The sequence below is a fragment of the Actinoplanes sp. NPDC049681 genome (assembly GCF_044465265.1).
In the GTDB taxonomy this organism is placed as follows: domain Bacteria; phylum Actinomycetota; class Actinomycetes; order Mycobacteriales; family Micromonosporaceae; genus Actinoplanes.
In genome coordinates, this window is sequence record NZ_JBITLP010000002.1 from 401,646 (window position 1) to 416,243 (window position 14,598).

Annotated in this window: 16 protein-coding genes; 10 read left to right on the top strand and 6 right to left on the bottom strand. The window is 71.6% G+C overall.

What is annotated here, in order from left to right; translation table 11 throughout:
* Positions 1-102: 102 nt before the first annotated feature.
* Positions 103-1,131, top strand: coding sequence for a 6-phosphofructokinase (locus ACIBO8_RS07300; protein WP_396114248.1), 1,029 nt, complete (start codon positions 103-105; stop codon positions 1,129-1,131).
* A 63-nt stretch (positions 1,132-1,194) separates the two neighbouring features.
* The gene (proC, locus tag ACIBO8_RS07305; RefSeq protein WP_396114249.1) at positions 1,195-2,001 is read left to right on the top strand and encodes a pyrroline-5-carboxylate reductase; all 807 of its coding nucleotides are present in this window, start codon (positions 1,195-1,197) and stop codon (positions 1,999-2,001) included.
* 3 nt (positions 2,002-2,004) lie between these two features.
* On the opposite strand, the gene ACIBO8_RS07310 is transcribed toward proC, so the two are convergent.
* Both ACIBO8_RS07310 and ACIBO8_RS07315 read right to left on the bottom strand, forming a co-directional pair.
* Entirely contained in the window at positions 2,005-2,682 is a 678-nt protein-coding gene (locus ACIBO8_RS07310; protein ID WP_396114250.1) for a DUF429 domain-containing protein, read from the bottom strand.
* Positions 2,683-2,689: 7 nt separating this feature from the next.
* Positions 2,690-3,160, bottom strand: coding sequence for a glutathione peroxidase (locus ACIBO8_RS07315; RefSeq protein ID WP_396114251.1), 471 nt, complete (start codon positions 3,158-3,160; stop codon positions 2,690-2,692).
* Between the two features lie 170 nt (positions 3,161-3,330).
* On the opposite strand from ACIBO8_RS07315, the gene ACIBO8_RS07320 reads away from it, so the two are divergent.
* The 4 genes from ACIBO8_RS07320 (at position 3,331) to ACIBO8_RS07335 (ending at position 7,761) form a co-directional block, all read left to right on the top strand.
* Complete coding sequence (locus tag ACIBO8_RS07320) at positions 3,331-4,806, top strand: glycosyl hydrolase family 18 protein (protein WP_396114252.1); 1,476 nt, start codon at positions 3,331-3,333, stop codon at positions 4,804-4,806.
* A 75-nt stretch (positions 4,807-4,881) separates the two neighbouring features.
* Positions 4,882-6,288 (top strand): class II 3-deoxy-7-phosphoheptulonate synthase, encoded by a 1,407-nt coding sequence (locus ACIBO8_RS07325; protein WP_396114253.1) that lies wholly within the window; start codon positions 4,882-4,884, stop codon positions 6,286-6,288.
* A complete protein-coding gene (locus ACIBO8_RS07330; RefSeq protein WP_396114254.1) occupies positions 6,281-7,306 on the top strand; it encodes a threonine aldolase family protein in 1,026 nt (341 codons plus the stop codon). The genes ACIBO8_RS07325 and ACIBO8_RS07330 overlap by 8 nt, the downstream gene beginning before the upstream one ends.
* Before the next feature lie 65 nt (positions 7,307-7,371).
* Positions 7,372-7,761 (top strand): DUF3224 domain-containing protein, encoded by a 390-nt coding sequence (locus ACIBO8_RS07335; protein ID WP_396114255.1) that lies wholly within the window; start codon positions 7,372-7,374, stop codon positions 7,759-7,761.
* On the opposite strand, the gene ACIBO8_RS07340 is transcribed toward ACIBO8_RS07335, so the two are convergent.
* From ACIBO8_RS07340 to ACIBO8_RS07350, 3 genes are all read right to left on the bottom strand, one after another.
* Positions 7,748-8,599 carry a deoxyribonuclease IV gene (locus tag ACIBO8_RS07340; protein WP_396114741.1) on the bottom strand — a complete coding sequence of 284 codons (852 nt, stop codon included), beginning with the start codon at positions 8,597-8,599 and terminating at the stop codon, positions 7,748-7,750. The genes ACIBO8_RS07335 and ACIBO8_RS07340 overlap by 14 nt on opposite strands.
* Before the next feature lie 53 nt (positions 8,600-8,652).
* Positions 8,653-10,608 (bottom strand): Stk1 family PASTA domain-containing Ser/Thr kinase, encoded by a 1,956-nt coding sequence (gene pknB / locus ACIBO8_RS07345; protein WP_396114256.1) that lies wholly within the window; start codon positions 10,606-10,608, stop codon positions 8,653-8,655.
* 152 nt (positions 10,609-10,760) lie between these two features.
* On the bottom strand, positions 10,761-11,546 hold the full coding sequence (locus ACIBO8_RS07350; RefSeq protein WP_396114257.1) for a hypothetical protein: 786 nt from the start codon (positions 11,544-11,546) through the stop codon (positions 10,761-10,763).
* Positions 11,547-11,642: 96 nt separating this feature from the next.
* On the opposite strand from ACIBO8_RS07350, the gene ACIBO8_RS07355 reads away from it, so the two are divergent.
* Genes ACIBO8_RS07355 through ACIBO8_RS07370 form a run of 4 tightly spaced genes read left to right on the top strand, consistent with a single transcriptional unit; the run spans position 11,643 to position 13,562 of the window.
* Positions 11,643-12,005 (top strand): Rv2175c family DNA-binding protein, encoded by a 363-nt coding sequence (locus ACIBO8_RS07355; protein ID WP_396114258.1) that lies wholly within the window; start codon positions 11,643-11,645, stop codon positions 12,003-12,005.
* A gap of 5 nt (positions 12,006-12,010) precedes the next feature.
* On the top strand, positions 12,011-12,343 hold the full coding sequence (locus ACIBO8_RS07360) for a lycopene cyclase domain-containing protein (RefSeq protein ID WP_396114259.1): 333 nt from the start codon (positions 12,011-12,013) through the stop codon (positions 12,341-12,343).
* Entirely contained in the window at positions 12,340-12,720 is a 381-nt protein-coding gene (locus ACIBO8_RS07365; RefSeq protein WP_396114260.1) for a lycopene cyclase domain-containing protein, read from the top strand. The genes ACIBO8_RS07360 and ACIBO8_RS07365 overlap by 4 nt, the downstream gene beginning before the upstream one ends.
* The gene (locus ACIBO8_RS07370; RefSeq protein ID WP_396114261.1) at positions 12,720-13,562 is read left to right on the top strand and encodes a hypothetical protein; all 843 of its coding nucleotides are present in this window, start codon (positions 12,720-12,722) and stop codon (positions 13,560-13,562) included. Before ACIBO8_RS07365 ends, ACIBO8_RS07370 begins: the two co-directional genes overlap by 1 nt.
* Here ACIBO8_RS07370 and ACIBO8_RS07375 read toward each other — a convergent pair.
* Positions 13,521-14,576: a polyprenyl synthetase family protein gene (locus ACIBO8_RS07375; RefSeq protein ID WP_396114742.1), complete on the bottom strand. Its 1,056-nt coding sequence runs from the start codon at positions 14,574-14,576 to the stop codon at positions 13,521-13,523. The two genes, ACIBO8_RS07370 and ACIBO8_RS07375, sit on opposite strands and share 42 nt — an antisense overlap.
* Positions 14,577-14,598 lie beyond the last annotated feature (22 nt).

A 14,598-nucleotide genomic window follows, 5' to 3' on the forward strand; every position in this document is an offset into this window, starting at 1 on the left:
AGTGCGCATGCGGCCCGCCCCCGGACCCGGCAGTGACGCCGGACGACGGAATCCCAGGGGAGCCGGGCAATCTCGCAACCCGATAAGGGAGGACGAGCAATCATGCGTATCGGCGTGCTCACCGGCGGCGGCGACTGCCCCGGTCTCAACGCCGTGATCCGGGCGGTGGTGCGCAAGGGCGTCGCCGTCTACGGTCACGAGTTCGTCGGCTTCCGGGACGGCTGGAAGGGTCCGCTGGAGGGCCTGACGAAGCCGCTCGGCATCGCCGAGGTCCGCGGCATCCTGCCCCGCGGCGGCACCATCCTGGGCTCCTCCCGGACCAACCCGTTCAAGATCGACGGCGGCGTCGAGAAGATCAAGGCCAACCTGGCCGAGCAGGGCGTCGACGCGCTGGTGGCGATCGGCGGCGAGGACACCCTCGGCGTCGCCACCAAGCTCACCGACCTCGGCGTCAAGGTCGTCGGCGTGCCGAAGACCATCGACAACGACCTCAACGCGACCGACTTCACGTTCGGCTTCGACACCGCGGTCAACATCGCGATGGAGGCCATCGACCGGCTGCACACCACCGCCGAGTCCCACCACCGCACCCTCGTGGTCGAGGTCATGGGCCGGCACGCCGGCTGGATCGCGCTGCACGCCGGCCTCGCCGGCGGCGCCAACGTCATCCTGCTGCCGGAGCGCAACTTCGACGTGGAGCAGGTCGCCACGTACGTCACCAAGCGTTTCCAGGTGGAGTACGCGCCCATCGTGGTCGTCGCCGAGGGCGCCCAGCCGCTCGAGGGCCAGATGGTGCTGCACAACCAGGAGCTCGACGCGTTCGGCCACGTCCGCCTCGGCGGCATCGGCCAGTGGCTCGCCGAGCAGCTCGAGGAGAAGACCGGCAAGGAGGCCCGTACGGTCGTCCTCGGTCACATCCAGCGCGGTGGCACCCCGACCGCCTTCGACCGCGTGCTCGCGACCCGCTTCGGCCTGCAGGCCATCGACGCGGTGCACGAGGGCGACTTCGGCAAGATGATGGCACTGCGCGGCACCGACATCATCCGGGTGCCGCTGATCGAGGGCACCGGCGAGCTGAAGACCGTGCCGATCTCGCGGTACGACGAGGCCGAGGTCTTCTTCGGCAGCTGAGTCGTGGTTCGGTGAAGGGGCGGGCGCAGGACGTCCGCCCCTTCTTCGTCGTTGGGAGGACGTATGACTGTCGTCGCGGTGCTGGGCGCCGGCAAGATCGGCGAGCTGGTGCTCTCCGGCCTGCTCCGGGCGGGCTGGCCGGCGGGGAAGCTGCTGGTCACCACCCGCCGCTCCGCGCGGGGTGACGAGCTGCGCGAGCGTTACGGCATCCGGGTGGTCGACAACGCGACCGCCGTGGCCGAGGCGGAGGTGCTGGCCATCGCCGTCAAGCCGCAGGACGCCGACGCCCTGCTCGCCGAGATCGGCCCCAAGATTCCGGCCGACAAGCTCATCATCTCGCTCTGCGCCGGCCTGCCGACGGGCTTCTTCGCCGCCCGGCTGCCGGAGGGCACGCCGGTGGTCCGGGTCATGACGAACACCCCCGCGCTGGTGGACGAGGCGATGACGGCAATCTCGGCGGGCCCGCACGCCACCGGGGAGCACCTCGCGGTCGCGGAGGAGATGTTCAAGCCGCTCGGTGCCACGATCCGGGTGCCGGAGTCGCAGCAGGACGCGGTCACCGCCCTGTCCGGCTCGGGTCCGGCGTACTTCTACCTGCTGGTCGAGGCGATGATCGACGCCGGGATCCTGCTCGGGCTGCCGCGGCAGGTGGCCCACGAGCTGATCGTGCAGACGGCGATCGGCTCGGCGGTCATGCTGCGTGACTCGGGGGAGCACCCGGTGAAGCTGCGGGAGGCGGTGACGTCCCCGGCGGGCACGACGATCTCGGCGATCCGCGAGCTCGAGAACCACGGGGTGCGGGCCGCCCTGCTGGCCGCCCTCGAGGCGGCCCGGGACCGGGCGCGGGAGATCGCGGAGCAGAGCTCCTAGGCCTCAGTACCAGATGGCGATGCGGGCGCCGTTGTTCTCCTCGGGAGGACTGGGGTGGCTCAGCGCGGCGCCCGTCGCCATCCGGTGAGCGCTCCAGGCCACGGCCGCCGCGTCGAGGATGTCGTCCGGCGGCGCCTGGCCCGCGGGTCCGAGCTGATCGGGCAGGACGATGCCGTGCCGGGCCAGCAGCTCCCGGCGCCGGGCCTGACCGGTCCAGGTCTTCTTCGCGTACGCGAGAGGCTCGCCGGCCATCTCCCGGAACGACACCTCGGGGTGGGCCTCGAAGAGCAGGCCGGGATGGCGTTCCCAGATGGCGTTCGCCTCGAGCAGCTTGGGCCGCAGGGCCCACGACTGGCGGCTGAGCCCGGCGCCGGTGAGCTCGCGGCAGAGCCGGTTGGCCGCCGCGAAGTCCGACTCCTGCCAGACCGCGCGCGGCGGCACCCGGAAGACGCTGCTGCGGCGCGGGCCGAGGTGGTCCGCGGCGACGGTGTCGGCCGCACGCCAGCGGTCCGGGAGCATGCCGAGGGGGATGTCGACGCCGATGACGGCGGCGCCGGAACTGCCGGCGACGATCTCGTAGAGGGTGGACGCGAGCATGGCCCGTCCGAAGTGGCCGTCGCGCAGCTCGACGCCGACCCAGCCGAGGGCGTACGCGTCTACCCCGATCACGTGGAGGCTCATGGGACGCTCAGCGGGTCAGGAACTTCTCGATGGTGGCGATGAGGCGTTCGTCCTGCGGCTCGGTGTCCGGGTCGAAGCGGGCCTCCACCGTGCCGTCCGGCCCCACCAGGAACTTCTCGAAGTTCCACTGGATGTCGGCCTGGTCGCCGACGAGCTCACGGTAGAGCGGGTGCCGGTCGGGCCCGTTGACGTCCACCTTCTCCGTGAGCGGGAACGTGACGCCGTAGTTGACCTGGCAGAACTGCTCGATGTCGTCGGCGGTGCCGGGTTCCTGGGCGCCGAACTGGTTGCACGGCACGCCGAGCACGACCAGGCCGCGGTCACGGTACGTGCGGTGGAGCTCCTCGAGGCCGGCGTACTGCGGGGTGTAACCGCACTGGGAGGCGACGTTGACCACCAGGACGGCAGAGCCGCGGTAGCGCCCTAGATCGGCCGATCCGCCCTGGAGTGCGTCGATGTCGACGTCGAAGATGGTCATGACGGCAGACTACGCGTAGTGCCTGTACGAGTGCACGCTGTGGCACCCAGGACGGAAAAGTTAAGCGGTCTGTTAAACCGAAGCGACCTTCTTGACTGAAGTTCATAGATGTGACTACCGTCTCTTCAACTTCCCTTTGGAAAGTTTCCTAACTGTTCTGAGGAGACGCAGTGAAGAAATCCCTCCGCCGCGCCCTGTGGGCCGGGGCGATCGTGGCGATGGCCTCCGCCGCGGTCCCCATGGTCCAGGCGTCCGCTGCCGCCGCCTGTGCTCCCGCCTGGAGCTCCACTGCGGTTTACACCAAGGACATGACCGCTTCGCAGAACGGACACAACTACACCGCCAAGTGGTGGACCCAGAACGAATCCCCGGCCACGCACAGCGGCCAGTGGGACGTCTGGGCCGACGGCGGCGCCTGCAGCGGCGGGGGAACGGACCCCACCACGCCTCCCACGACTCCTCCGGTGACTCCTTCGGACACGCCCCCCACCCCGCCGACGACTCCGCCGACCCAGCCCCCGGGGAGTAGCGGCAAGAACGTCGTCGGCTACTTCGCCGAGTGGGGTGTCTACGGCCGCAACTACCACGTCAAGAACATCGTGACGAGCGGCTCGGCCTCGAAGCTGACCCACATCCTGTACGCGTTCGGCAACACCACCGGCGGCCAGTGCTCGATCGGTGACTCGTACGCCGACTACGACCGCGCGTACACCGCCGCGGAGAGCGTCGACGGCGTCGCGGACACCTGGGACAACGGCGCGCTGCGCGGCTCGTTCAACCAGCTGCGCAAGCTCAAGAAGGCGTACCCGAACATCAAGGTGATCTGGTCGTTCGGCGGCTGGACCTGGTCCGGCGGCTTCACCCAGGCCGCGGCCAACCCGACCGGCTTCGCGAACTCCTGCTACAACCTGATCAAGGACTCCCGCTGGGCGGACGTCTTCGACGGCATCGACATCGACTGGGAGTACCCGAACGCCTGCGGCCTCTCCTGCGACACCAGCGGCCCGGACGCGTACAACAAGGTGATCTCGGCGCTGCGGACGAAGTTCGGCAACAACTTCCTCATCACCTCGGCGATCTCGGCCGACGGCTCCAACGGCGGCAAGCTCGACGCGGCGGACTACGCCTCCGGCATCGCGAAGCTCAACCTGGTCTTCCCGATGACGTACGACTACTACGGCGCCTTCAGCCCGCAGGGCCCGACCGCCCCGCACTCGCCGCTGACCTCGTACTCCGGTATCCCGACCCAGGGCTTCTGGTCCGACGCGGCGATCCAGAAGCTCAAGAGCAAGGGCGTCCCGTCCAGCAAGATGCTGCTCGGCATCGGCTTCTACGGCCGCGGCTGGACCGGCGTCACCCAGACCGCTCCGGGCGGCACGGCGACCGGCGCGGCGCCCGGCACCTACGAGGCCGGCATCGAGGACTACAAGGTCCTCAAGAACAGTTGCCCGGCCACCGGCACCGTCGGCGGCACTGCCTACGCCAAGTGCGGCAGCAACTGGTGGGGCTACGACACCCCGGCGACCATCGGCGGCAAGATGACGTACGCCAAGCAGCAGGGTCTCGGCGGCGCCTTCTTCTGGGAGTTCTCCGGCGACACCAGCAACGGCGAGCTCATCACCGCGATCAAGAACGGTCTCGGCTGACAGCTCAGTCCTAGCAAGTGGGGCGCCGGGGATCCTCCCGGCGCCCCTTCGCCGTCCCTGGTTAGGCTTCCTGACATGCGCCGAGAGTGGCATCAGCTCAGTCATCCCGGGGTCGGTGCGACCGCCCTGCAGACCTCCCGTCCGTCCACCGACTCCGCCGAGGACTCGGCGCTGGGGCTGGACCGCTGGCGCGAGCTCCCGCGGGTGCAGATGCCGCCGTGGGCCGACCTGGACGAGGTCGGCGAGGTCTGCCAGGTCCTCGAGAACGTGCCGTCGATCGTCGCGCCGTACGAGGTCGACCAGCTGCGGCACAAGCTCGCCGACGTGTGCGAGGGCCGGGCGTTCCTGCTGCAGGGCGGCGACTGCGCCGAGACCTTCGCCGACAACACCGAGAGTCACCTGCTCGCCAACGCGCGCACGCTGCTGCAGATGGCGGTCGTGCTGACGTACGGCGCGTCGATGCCCGTGGTCAAGGTGGCGCGGGTGGCCGGGCAGTACACCAAGCCCCGGTCCTCGGCGACGGACTCGCTCGGGCTGCCCGCGTACCGCGGCGACCTGATCAACTCGCTGGAGGCGGACGAGGCCGCCCGGGTCGCCGACCCGCAGCGCATGATCCGGGCGTACGCGAACAGTGCCGCGGCGATGAACATGCTGCGGGCGTACCTTGCGGGTGGTCTTGCCGATCTTGCGGGTCTGCACGACTGGAACAAGGACTTCGTCCGGGCCTCGCCCGCGGGCGAGCGCTACGAGGCCATCGCACGGGAGATCGACCGGGCGCTCGACTTCATCCGCGCCTGCGGCATGACCGACGACGAGGCGCTGCGCACCGTCAGCCTGTACTGCTCGCACGAGGCTCTCGCGCTGGAGTACGACCGCGCGCTCACCCGCGTCTCGGACGGCCGGGCGTACGGGCTCTCCGGCCACTTCCTGTGGGTCGGCGAGCGCACCCGCCAGCTGGACCACGCGCACATCGACTTCGTCAGCCGCATCGCCAACCCGATCGGCGTGAAGCTGGGCCCCGGCACGTCCCCGGAGACCGCCATCGAGCTGTGCGAGAAGCTCAACCCGGAGAACGTCCCCGGCCGGCTCACCCTGATCAGCCGGATGGGCAACGGCAAGGTCCGCGACGCGCTCCCGCCGATCGTCGAGAAGGTGACCGCCGCCGGCGCCAAGGTCGTGTGGCAGTGCGACCCGATGCACGGCAACACCCACGAGTCGTCGAACGGCTACAAGACCCGCCACTTCGACCGGATCGTCGACGAGGTCCTCGGCTACTTCGAGGTTCACCGCGGCCTCGGCACCCACCCCGGCGGCATCCACGTCGAGCTGACCGGCGAGGACGTGACCGAGTGCCTCGGCGGCGCGCAGGGCATCGAGGACCTCGACCTGCCGGACCGCTACGAGACCGCGTGCGACCCGCGGCTGAACACCCAGCAGAGCCTCGAACTGGCCTTCCTGGTGGCGGAGATGCTCCGTGGTTGACCTGCGGTCGGACACCGTCACCCGGCCGACCGCGGCGATGCGCGAGGCGATGGCCGCGGCGGAGGTCGGCGACGACGTGTTCGGCGACGACCCCACGGTCAACGCGCTCGAGGCCCACGTCGCGGCCCTGTTCGGCCACGAGGCGGCCCTGTTCGCCCCCTCGGGCACGATGGCGAACCAGATCGCGCTCCAGCTGCTCGTGCCGCCTGGTGAGGAGCTGCTGGCGGGGGCGGATGCGCACGTCGTCACGTACGAGGTGGGTGCCGCCGCCGCGCTCGGGGGCATCTCGACGCGTACCTGGCCGTCGGTGGGTGCGGCCCTGGACGCCGAGGCGATCGCGGCGATGATCCGGCCCGCGGGCTACCCGTCACTGCCGACGCGCGCGGTCGCGGTCGAGCAGACGCACAACCTCGGTGGCGGCGGGGTCGTCCCCTTGGCGGCGCTGCACCGCCTGCGCGAGGTGACCCTTTCGGCCGGAGTGGCCCTGCACTGCGACGGCGCCCGCATCTGGCACGCCCATGTCGCGGCAGGAGTGCCCCTCTTCACCTACGGCCAGCTGTTCGACACGCTGTCCGTCTGCCTCTCCAAGGGACTGGGCGCACCGGTCGGATCGCTCGTCGTGGGTTCCGCCGAGCGCATCGCCCGGGCCCGCGCGATCCGCAAGCGGATGGGCGGCGGCATGCGCCAGGCGGGCATCCTCGCGGCGGCCGGGCTGCACGCCCTCGAGCACCACGTCCAGCGGCTCGCCGACGACCACGCCCGGGCCCGTCGCCTCGCCGCGGCCCTGGAGCCGTTCGGCGTGGTCGAAGCGGCCGCGGTGCGGACCAACGTCGTGCTGCTCGACCTCGCGAAGACGTCCCTGGACGCGCCGACGCTGGTGAAGCGGGCGGCGGAGCGCGACGTCCTCATCGTGCCGATGCTGCCCCGGACGGCCCGGGTGATCACCCACCTCGACGTCGACGACGACGGCATCGACCGGGCGGCCGAGGTGTTGTCGGATCTCCTGCGCGCCGCCTGAGCCGCGGGCCCGCCGTCTGGTTACATCGGACTGCAAGGCCGCCTGCGAACCGCTGAGGAGCTCCGATGACCCGCCGCGCCACCGGCACCTTCACCACCGTCTTCGAGCCGCTGCCGATCGACGACGACGCGCTGAGCCGGATGCGGGTCGACAAGACGATCGAGGGAGATCTGACCGGCACGGGCCGCGCGGAGATGCTCTCGGTCGGCACCCCGATCGACGGCTCGGCGGGCTACGTGGCGATCGACCGCATCACCGGCACGCTGCACGGCCGCACCGGCAGTTTCGTCCTGCAGCACTACGGGCTGATGGACCGCGGCGCGGGAACGCTGATCGTCCAGGTCGTGCCCGATTCCGGCACGGACGACCTCACCGGCCTCGTCGGGACGTTCCAGATCGACCACGGCTCAGAAGAGCACCGCTACGTCTTCGACTACGACCTCAAGGTGCACTGACGCGCAGGCCCTTGAGCAGGGCGATGTCGGCGGCGTGACCCTCGTGCTCCTTGGTCGGGGTCTCCACGATCACCGGTACGCCCTCGGTCGCCGGATGGGCCAGCAGCTCCGCGAACGCCGCCGCGCCGATGCGGCCCGCGCCGATCGTCTCGTGGCGGTCGCGGGTGGAGCCGCAGTCGTCCTTCGAGTCGTTGGCGTGGATGAGCATCAGGCGGTCGCGGCCCACGGTCGCCACCAGCGCGTCCAGGGTCTCGGTCATGCCACCCGGGCGGGCCAGGTCGTGGCCCGCGGCCCAGGCATGGCAGGTGTCGAAGCAGACGCCCAGCCACGGGTGGTGCTCCACCGCCTCCAGGTACGGGCCCAGGTCCTGCATCTTCGACGCGAGGCTGCGCCCGCCGCCCGCGCTGGGCTCCACCAGCAGCTTCGGCAGGCCCTGCGCGGCCGCCACGTCGAGCAGCGGCAGCAACGCCTCGCGGAGCTGGTGGAGGGCCTTGTCGTCGTGGGCCGGGTCGACCGAGCTGCCGGCGTGGTAGACCACCGCCGTCGCCCCGATGGCCGCGCCCCGGCGCAGGGCGTGCTCGAGGGTTTCCACCGAGCGCGCCACGGTCAGCTCGGTGGGGGAGCCGAGGTTCACCAGCAGCGAGGCATGGATGTACGCCGGCAGCCCCCGCTCGCCGCACCCGTCCCGGAAGAGCGTGTCCTGCTTGGGGTCACCCGGCGGCAGCGCCCAGCCGCGCGAGTTGGACACGTACACCTGGACCGCCTCGGAGCCCGCCGCGTCCGCGTAGGGGAGGGCGGCCTTGGCCAGCCCGCCCGACGTCTTCGTGTGGGACCCGATCGGACGGCCTTCAGTCCGTTTTTGGGTGGCGGCGGGGTGGTTGGACTGGGGGCTCACAGACAATTGAGCACGACCTCCGTCTGCGGCGGCACGGGTGTGTTGGGGCCGGGGTTCTGCTGGCGTACCAGCCCGTTGGGGTTGAAGTTGATCCGCGCTTGCAGGCCCGAGCTCTGCAGGGTCTGCGCCGCCTGCTGGCAGGGCTGGTTGGTCAGGTCGGGCACGTTGACCTGCGGCGGACCCTTGCTGACGTCGAGCTTGATCTCGTCGTCCTTCTCCGCGCCGGACTCCGGGCCGGGGGACTGGCCGATGACCGTGTCGGCGGGCTGGTCGCTGTCCTTGTACTGCTCCACGACCACCAGGCCGAGGCCCTGGAGCTGGTTGCGGGCGTCGTTGATGTTCTTGCCCTTGACGTCCGGCACGGTGATCGGGGCTTTGCCCTTGCTGATCACGACGGTGACGGTGGCACCCGGCTTGAGCAGGTCGCCGACGTTCGGCGTGACGGAGATGACCACGCCCTGCGGCACGTCGTCGCTGTACTTGCCGTCGCCTTCCTTGAACTTGAGCTTGGTGCCTTCGATCTCGCCCTTGGCGGCGGCCTTCTCCACGCCGACCACGTCCGGCACCGGATAGCGCTCCTGCCCCAGGGACAGGGTGAGGGTGAGCTGGCCGCCCTTGACAAGTCGTTCCCGCGCCGGCGGGTCCTGGGCCAGCACCACGTCCTTGGGGATGTTCTCGTCGTAGCGGCCGTCGTCGAAGCTGACCGAGAATCCCTTCGCCTTGGCCTCCTGCTCGGCCTGGCTGCGGGTCATGTTCACGAACTGCGGAGCGTCGGTGTAGCGGCCCGCCGTGACCCACCAGGTGCTGAAGACGACGGTGAGCACCATGAGCGAGACCGCGGCGATGATGAAGATGCGGCGGCGGTCGCCGAAGCGGTCGGCCGGGCCGTCGGGGAACGGCGCCGGGGCGCCGCGGCGGCGCTGGCCTCGCGGATTCTGCTCCGGCAGCCGCGCCCAGGTGGGGCGGTCGGAGGCGGCCGGGAAGACGGAGGTGACCGTCGGCACCAGCGCGGTGGCGTCCGCCGCCGGCGGGCGGGCCGGCACCTGGCGCAGCAGCGCGGTCTCCACGTTGGCGGCGCCGAGGTCGTCCCGGACCACCTGGACCTCGGCGAGCAGCGCGCCGGCATCGGTGGGGCGCGCGCCGGCGTCGCGGCGGGTGGCCCGCGCGACGAGGTCGTCGAGGACCGACGGCAACCCCTTGACGATGCTCGACGGCGCCGGCACGTCGTTGTCGACGTGCTGCCAGGCCACCTCGACGGGTTCGCCACCGTCGTACGGCACCCGGCCGGTGAGCATCTCGAAGAGCACGATGCCGGCCGAGTAGACGTCGGTGCGGGCGTCGGCGTGCCCGTCGGTGACCAGCTCGGGTGCCACGTACGCCACCGTGGCCATCAGCTGGCCCGACTCGTCCGTGCTGCTGGCCTCGACGGCGCGCGCGAGCCCGAAGTCGGCCACCTTGACCACGCTGTCGACGAGGTTGGCGATGCCGCCGCTGGGCGCCTCGGCGACCAGGACGTTCTCCGGCTTCACGTCGCGGTGGACCAGTCCGGCGCGGTGCGCGGCGGCGATCGCGGCGAGCATCTGCTCGAGGATGGCCAGCGCCTCCACCGGGTTCAGCCGGCGGCGCTGGCTGAGCAGGTCGCGCAAGGTGCGGCCCTGGACGTACTCCATGACGAGGTAGGGCAGGCCCTGGTGGCGGCCCTGGTCGTAGACGGCCACGACGTTGGGGTGGGTGAGCCGGGCGATCGTCTTGGCCTCGTCGGTGAACCGGTCGACGAAATGGACGTTGGTGGCCTGCGACGGGTGAATGATCTTCAATGCGACCGTACGCTCGAGACGGTCGTCCACGGCGGTGTAGACGGTCGCCATGCCACCACGGGCGACGCGCCCGGTGATCCGGTAGCGCCCGTCAATCGTCGTGCCGATCAACGTGTCGGCGACAGTCGTGTCCATCGGCGTGAAGTGTATGTGCCCTTCCGGGAAAGGCCGACCAGGATGTCTCAGCTGAGACCTAACGGGTACAGCGCGACGTGCTGACCTGCGCATAAAGAAGAAATGGGCCCGCGGTGCCGAGCACCGCGGGCGCTATATGGTGACAAATCGGATCAGCGCCCGCCAGTCTGGCGCGCCCTTTCCGTCCGTCCGCCGCTCTCGCCACTGCCGCCGCCGCTGGACCCGTCGGACGCGGGCGAGGTCGGGTCGTCGCTCGGCTCCGGCTCGGCCGAGTCGTCCGTGGACGCGCTGGGCGAGGGAGTGGGCGACGGGTCGTGCGGCGGGGACGGCACCGCCGTCGGCGTCGGCACGGGCGGGTTCAGGCAGTCGCAAGCGGTCGGCCCGGCAGCCGGCCCGGCGTGGCCCACCGTCGTCCGGTGCTGCTGCGGGGCGATGCGGGTCACGGGCGGCCGGGCCGTGGTGCCTGCCGGGTTCGGCAGTACCCTGATCGTGCCGCCGGTGGCCGCCGGCGCGGGTGCGTCGTCGCGCGCCGAGCCCTGGCCGAGACCCTGGTGGGAGAGATCGCCGTGCGCACCGCCGGGCGCCGCGGCGGCCAGCGGGTACGGCTCCGCGCCGCCCGGGTCGCTCAGCAGCGCGCCGAGCCCGTTCACGACGGCGAAGTAGCTGCCCGTGGCCCCCGCGACCGCGAGCACGCCGAACGCCGTGACGGCGACCAGGCGACGGGGATGACGGGCCTGCTCCACGCCGTACGCCGTCCGCAGCCCGTCGGTGATCCCCGCGCCGCCGAAGGTGCTGAATCCGGTCGCCGTCACGTCGGGGAAGGCGGGCGCGGCGCCGGCCTGGGCGGTTCCGGGCTCCGGATGGTGCCGGCCCAGGTCGTAGCGCAGCGACCGCCACGCGCCGGCCACCTCGTTGCGGGTTCTCCGCCACAGGGTCATCGGGTCAACTCTCCGCTCTCGTCGGACCGGGCCGGTCCCGGTTCGGTCAGGGGTTCCGCGTGGTTGCGTGGAAGCGCGGCGTGGCACGCTGGTCGGGTGACCGATTCCGTGACAACGAGCCCGTCGACCGGCCCGGCCGAGTGGATCAACCTGCCCGACGTGGCGGACCGGCTCGGTGTGTCGATCAGCAAGGTGCACCAGATGATCCGCGACGGCGCGCTGCTGGCCGTCAAGCGCGACGGCATCCGGGTGGTGCCCGCCGAGCTGGTGGCCAACAGCACCGTGCTCAAGCACCTCCCCGGCGTCCTCACGCTGCTCCACGACGCTGGGTACAACGACGAAGAGGCCCTCGGGTGGCTCTACGAGCCCGACGAGACCCTCGGCGGCTCGGGCGCGGTGGCGCTCGGCGGCGACCGCGCCCGCGAGGTCAAGCGGCGCGCCCAGGCGCTCGGTTTCTGAGCCGGATGCGGCACCTCGCCTATCTCGGCGTCCTCGCCGGCTGCCTGGTGTGCGCGCTGTGGCTGGAACCGGTGCTCAAGGTCAACGTCCTGCGCCGGTGGCGGCGCCTGCTGCTGACCCTGCTGCCCGTCGTGGTCGTCTTCGTGCTCTGGGACCTCGCGGCGATCGCGGCCGGGCACTGGACGTTCGACCCGCACCAGACCACCGGGATCGTGTTCCCCGGCGGGCTGCCCCTGGACGAGGTGCTGTTCTTCGTCGTCGTACCGGTCTGCGCGGTGCTCGGCTTCGAGGCCGTGCGGGCGGTGCTCGGCCGGCCGGCCGGGGACGGTGACGAGTGACGTACACGGCGGCGGCGCTGCTCGGCGTGGCCGGCGCGCTGGCGGTGGACCTGGTCGTGCTGCGTACGCGGCTCGTCCGGCGGGTGGTCTTCTGGGCGACGTACCCGATCGTCATCGTCTTCCAGCTGTTGTCCAACGGCATCCTGACGGGGCGGGACATCGTGGTCTACGACCCGGCCGCGATCGTGGGATGGCGGATCGCGTACGCGCCGGTCGAGGACCTGTTCTTCGGCTTCGCGATGGTGCTGCTGACGCTGTCCGTCTGGGTCTGGCTCGGCCGGCGCGGCGTGCAGCGCGAACCGCGGGCGGGGGAAGGCAGCGCGCTGCTGCGCCGTCTCGGGGAGAAGATGGGACGGCGGAAATCCATCGATATGTGATGACCGTCTCGGCGGGCCTGGCGCTCCTCCACATCTTCGGTGTGTTGATCGCCGCTCCGGTGCTGCCCTGGGCGGCCACGGCCTCGTTCGCCCTACTGCTGATCTACGTCGCCATGCCGGCCGGACCCGCCATCGACGGCGACAGCCGGAGCCTGCCGCTCCTCGTGGCCACGGCGGTGCTCGTCGTCCACGCGGCCGCGACGATGCCGCCGGCGTCGCACGGCGCTCGTGCGCTGCAATGGACGCCGATGCTGGGCAACGGTGAGCCTGAGCCGCTCGGCGTGATCGGTGAACGGGTCTTCCGTGACGCCTGCCTCGCCCTGCTGGTGGTGACGCTGCTGCTCGCCGCGGTCGCCGGCCGCGGCGGAGCACCACGGCGCCGTGCCCTGATGGCCGGCGGCACGGCGGTCCTCCTTCTGACGGGGTACGCCGCTGTCCGGATCGTAGACGTCTCCGTGCGGACCGCCGAGGAAGCAGCGCGGTCGCCGGCACGCCTCGGCGCCACGGTCGCCCTTGTCGTGGCCGTACCGCTGGCCGCTGGCCTCGTGGCGGTGACCGTGGGCATGCTGAGCGCGCAGTGGTCGCGGACCGCGATGACCGGCGCCGCGCTGCTCGCCGTGGCGAGCGTGGGACGCATGGACGCCGCGCTCTCGTCGCTGCCGCTGCCCTACGGCGTCGTGGCCGGCAATCCCCTCTTCTCCTGGACGGCGGTGCCCTTCACCTCGCCGGTGCCGGGCGTCGTGGATGCCGTGCGCACCGGCCTGGAATTCGCCGGCATTCTGCTCGTCGCGGCCGGTGTGTCACACCGTGCGGCGAACGGCCGCGTCGGCGAGGTCCAGTAGGACGGATCGGGCCTCCGGCTCCACGTCCGCGGCCTGCAGCGCCGCCAGCGCCTCCTCGGTCAGCGCGGCGATCCGGGCCTCGGTGCGGGCGAGCGCGCCGCTCTCCGTGATGATCGCGCGCAGCCGGCCGACGCCCGCCTCGTCCAGCGCCGGGTCGCCCAGCCCGCGTTCGATCTCCGCACGGCTCGCGCCCGACACGGTCTCGTACGCCGCCGCGACCAGATAGGTCCGCTTGCCCTCCCGCAGGTCGTCACCGGCGGGCTTACCCGTGACGGCCGGGTCGCCGAAGACGCCGAGCACGTCGTCGCGGAGCTGGAACGCCTCGCCCAGCGGCAGCCCGAAGGCGGAGTAGGCGGCGATCAGGGCCGGCGGGGCGGCGGCCAGCGCGGCGCCCAGCAGCAGCGGGCGCTCGACGGTGTACTTCGCCGACTTGTAGCGGGCGACCTTGCCGGCCCGGTCCAGCGACGTGTCCCGGGTGACCGCGGTGAGCACGTCCAGATACTGGCCGGCGGTCACCTCTGTCCGCATTCCGTCAAAGACCGGCCGGGCCCTCGCGAGGTCCGCGGGATCCACGCCGGAGGCGTGCAGCAGCTCGTCCGACCAGACCAGGACGAGGTCGCCGAGGAGCACGGCGGCGTTGTCGCCGAAGGCCTCCGACGGGCCGCGCCCGGCCGTGGCGGCGTGCCGGGCCGCGAACCGCTTGTGCACCGACGGCTCGCCGCGCCGGGTGTCGGAGCGGTCCATCAGATCGTCGTGGATCAGGGCGCTGGCCTGCACCAACTCCAGCGCCGCCACCGCGGCCACCACATGGTCCGAGTCGATGCCGCCGGCCCCGCGGTAGCCCCAGTAGGCGAACGCGGGACGCAGCCTCTTCCCGCCGCGCAGCACGAACGCCTCCAGCGCGTCCGCCACCTCGGCGAGCGCTTCGTCGATCGACAGCAGCCGGGAACGCTGCATGGCCAGGAATGCGGTCAGGGCCTTGTCGACGCGGGGCCGGAGACCGGCGCGTTCCAGCGGGGAGGTCACGGCGCCAAAC

Bases quoted from the DNA above. Each gene is read 5' to 3' on its own strand.
- ACIBO8_RS07300 (WP_396114248.1), top strand. From the start codon at position 103: ATGCGTATCGGCGTGCTCACCGGCGGCGGCGACTGCCCCGGTCTCAAC.
- proC (WP_396114249.1), top strand. From the start codon at position 1,195: ATGACTGTCGTCGCGGTGCTGGGCGCCGGCAAGATCGGCGAGCTGGTG.
- ACIBO8_RS07310 (WP_396114250.1), bottom strand. From the start codon at position 2,682: ATGAGCCTCCACGTGATCGGGGTAGACGCGTACGCCCTCGGCTGGGTC.
- ACIBO8_RS07315 (WP_396114251.1), bottom strand. From the start codon at position 3,160: ATGACCATCTTCGACGTCGACATCGACGCACTCCAGGGCGGATCGGCC.
- ACIBO8_RS07325 (WP_396114253.1), top strand. From the start codon at position 4,882: ATGCGCCGAGAGTGGCATCAGCTCAGTCATCCCGGGGTCGGTGCGACC.
- ACIBO8_RS07335 (WP_396114255.1), top strand. From the start codon at position 7,372: ATGACCCGCCGCGCCACCGGCACCTTCACCACCGTCTTCGAGCCGCTG.
- pknB (WP_396114256.1), bottom strand. From the start codon at position 10,608: ATGGACACGACTGTCGCCGACACGTTGATCGGCACGACGATTGACGGG.
- ACIBO8_RS07350 (WP_396114257.1), bottom strand. From the start codon at position 11,546: ATGACCCTGTGGCGGAGAACCCGCAACGAGGTGGCCGGCGCGTGGCGG.
- ACIBO8_RS07360 (WP_396114259.1), top strand. From the start codon at position 12,011: ATGCGGCACCTCGCCTATCTCGGCGTCCTCGCCGGCTGCCTGGTGTGC.
- ACIBO8_RS07370 (WP_396114261.1), top strand. From the start codon at position 12,720: ATGACCGTCTCGGCGGGCCTGGCGCTCCTCCACATCTTCGGTGTGTTG.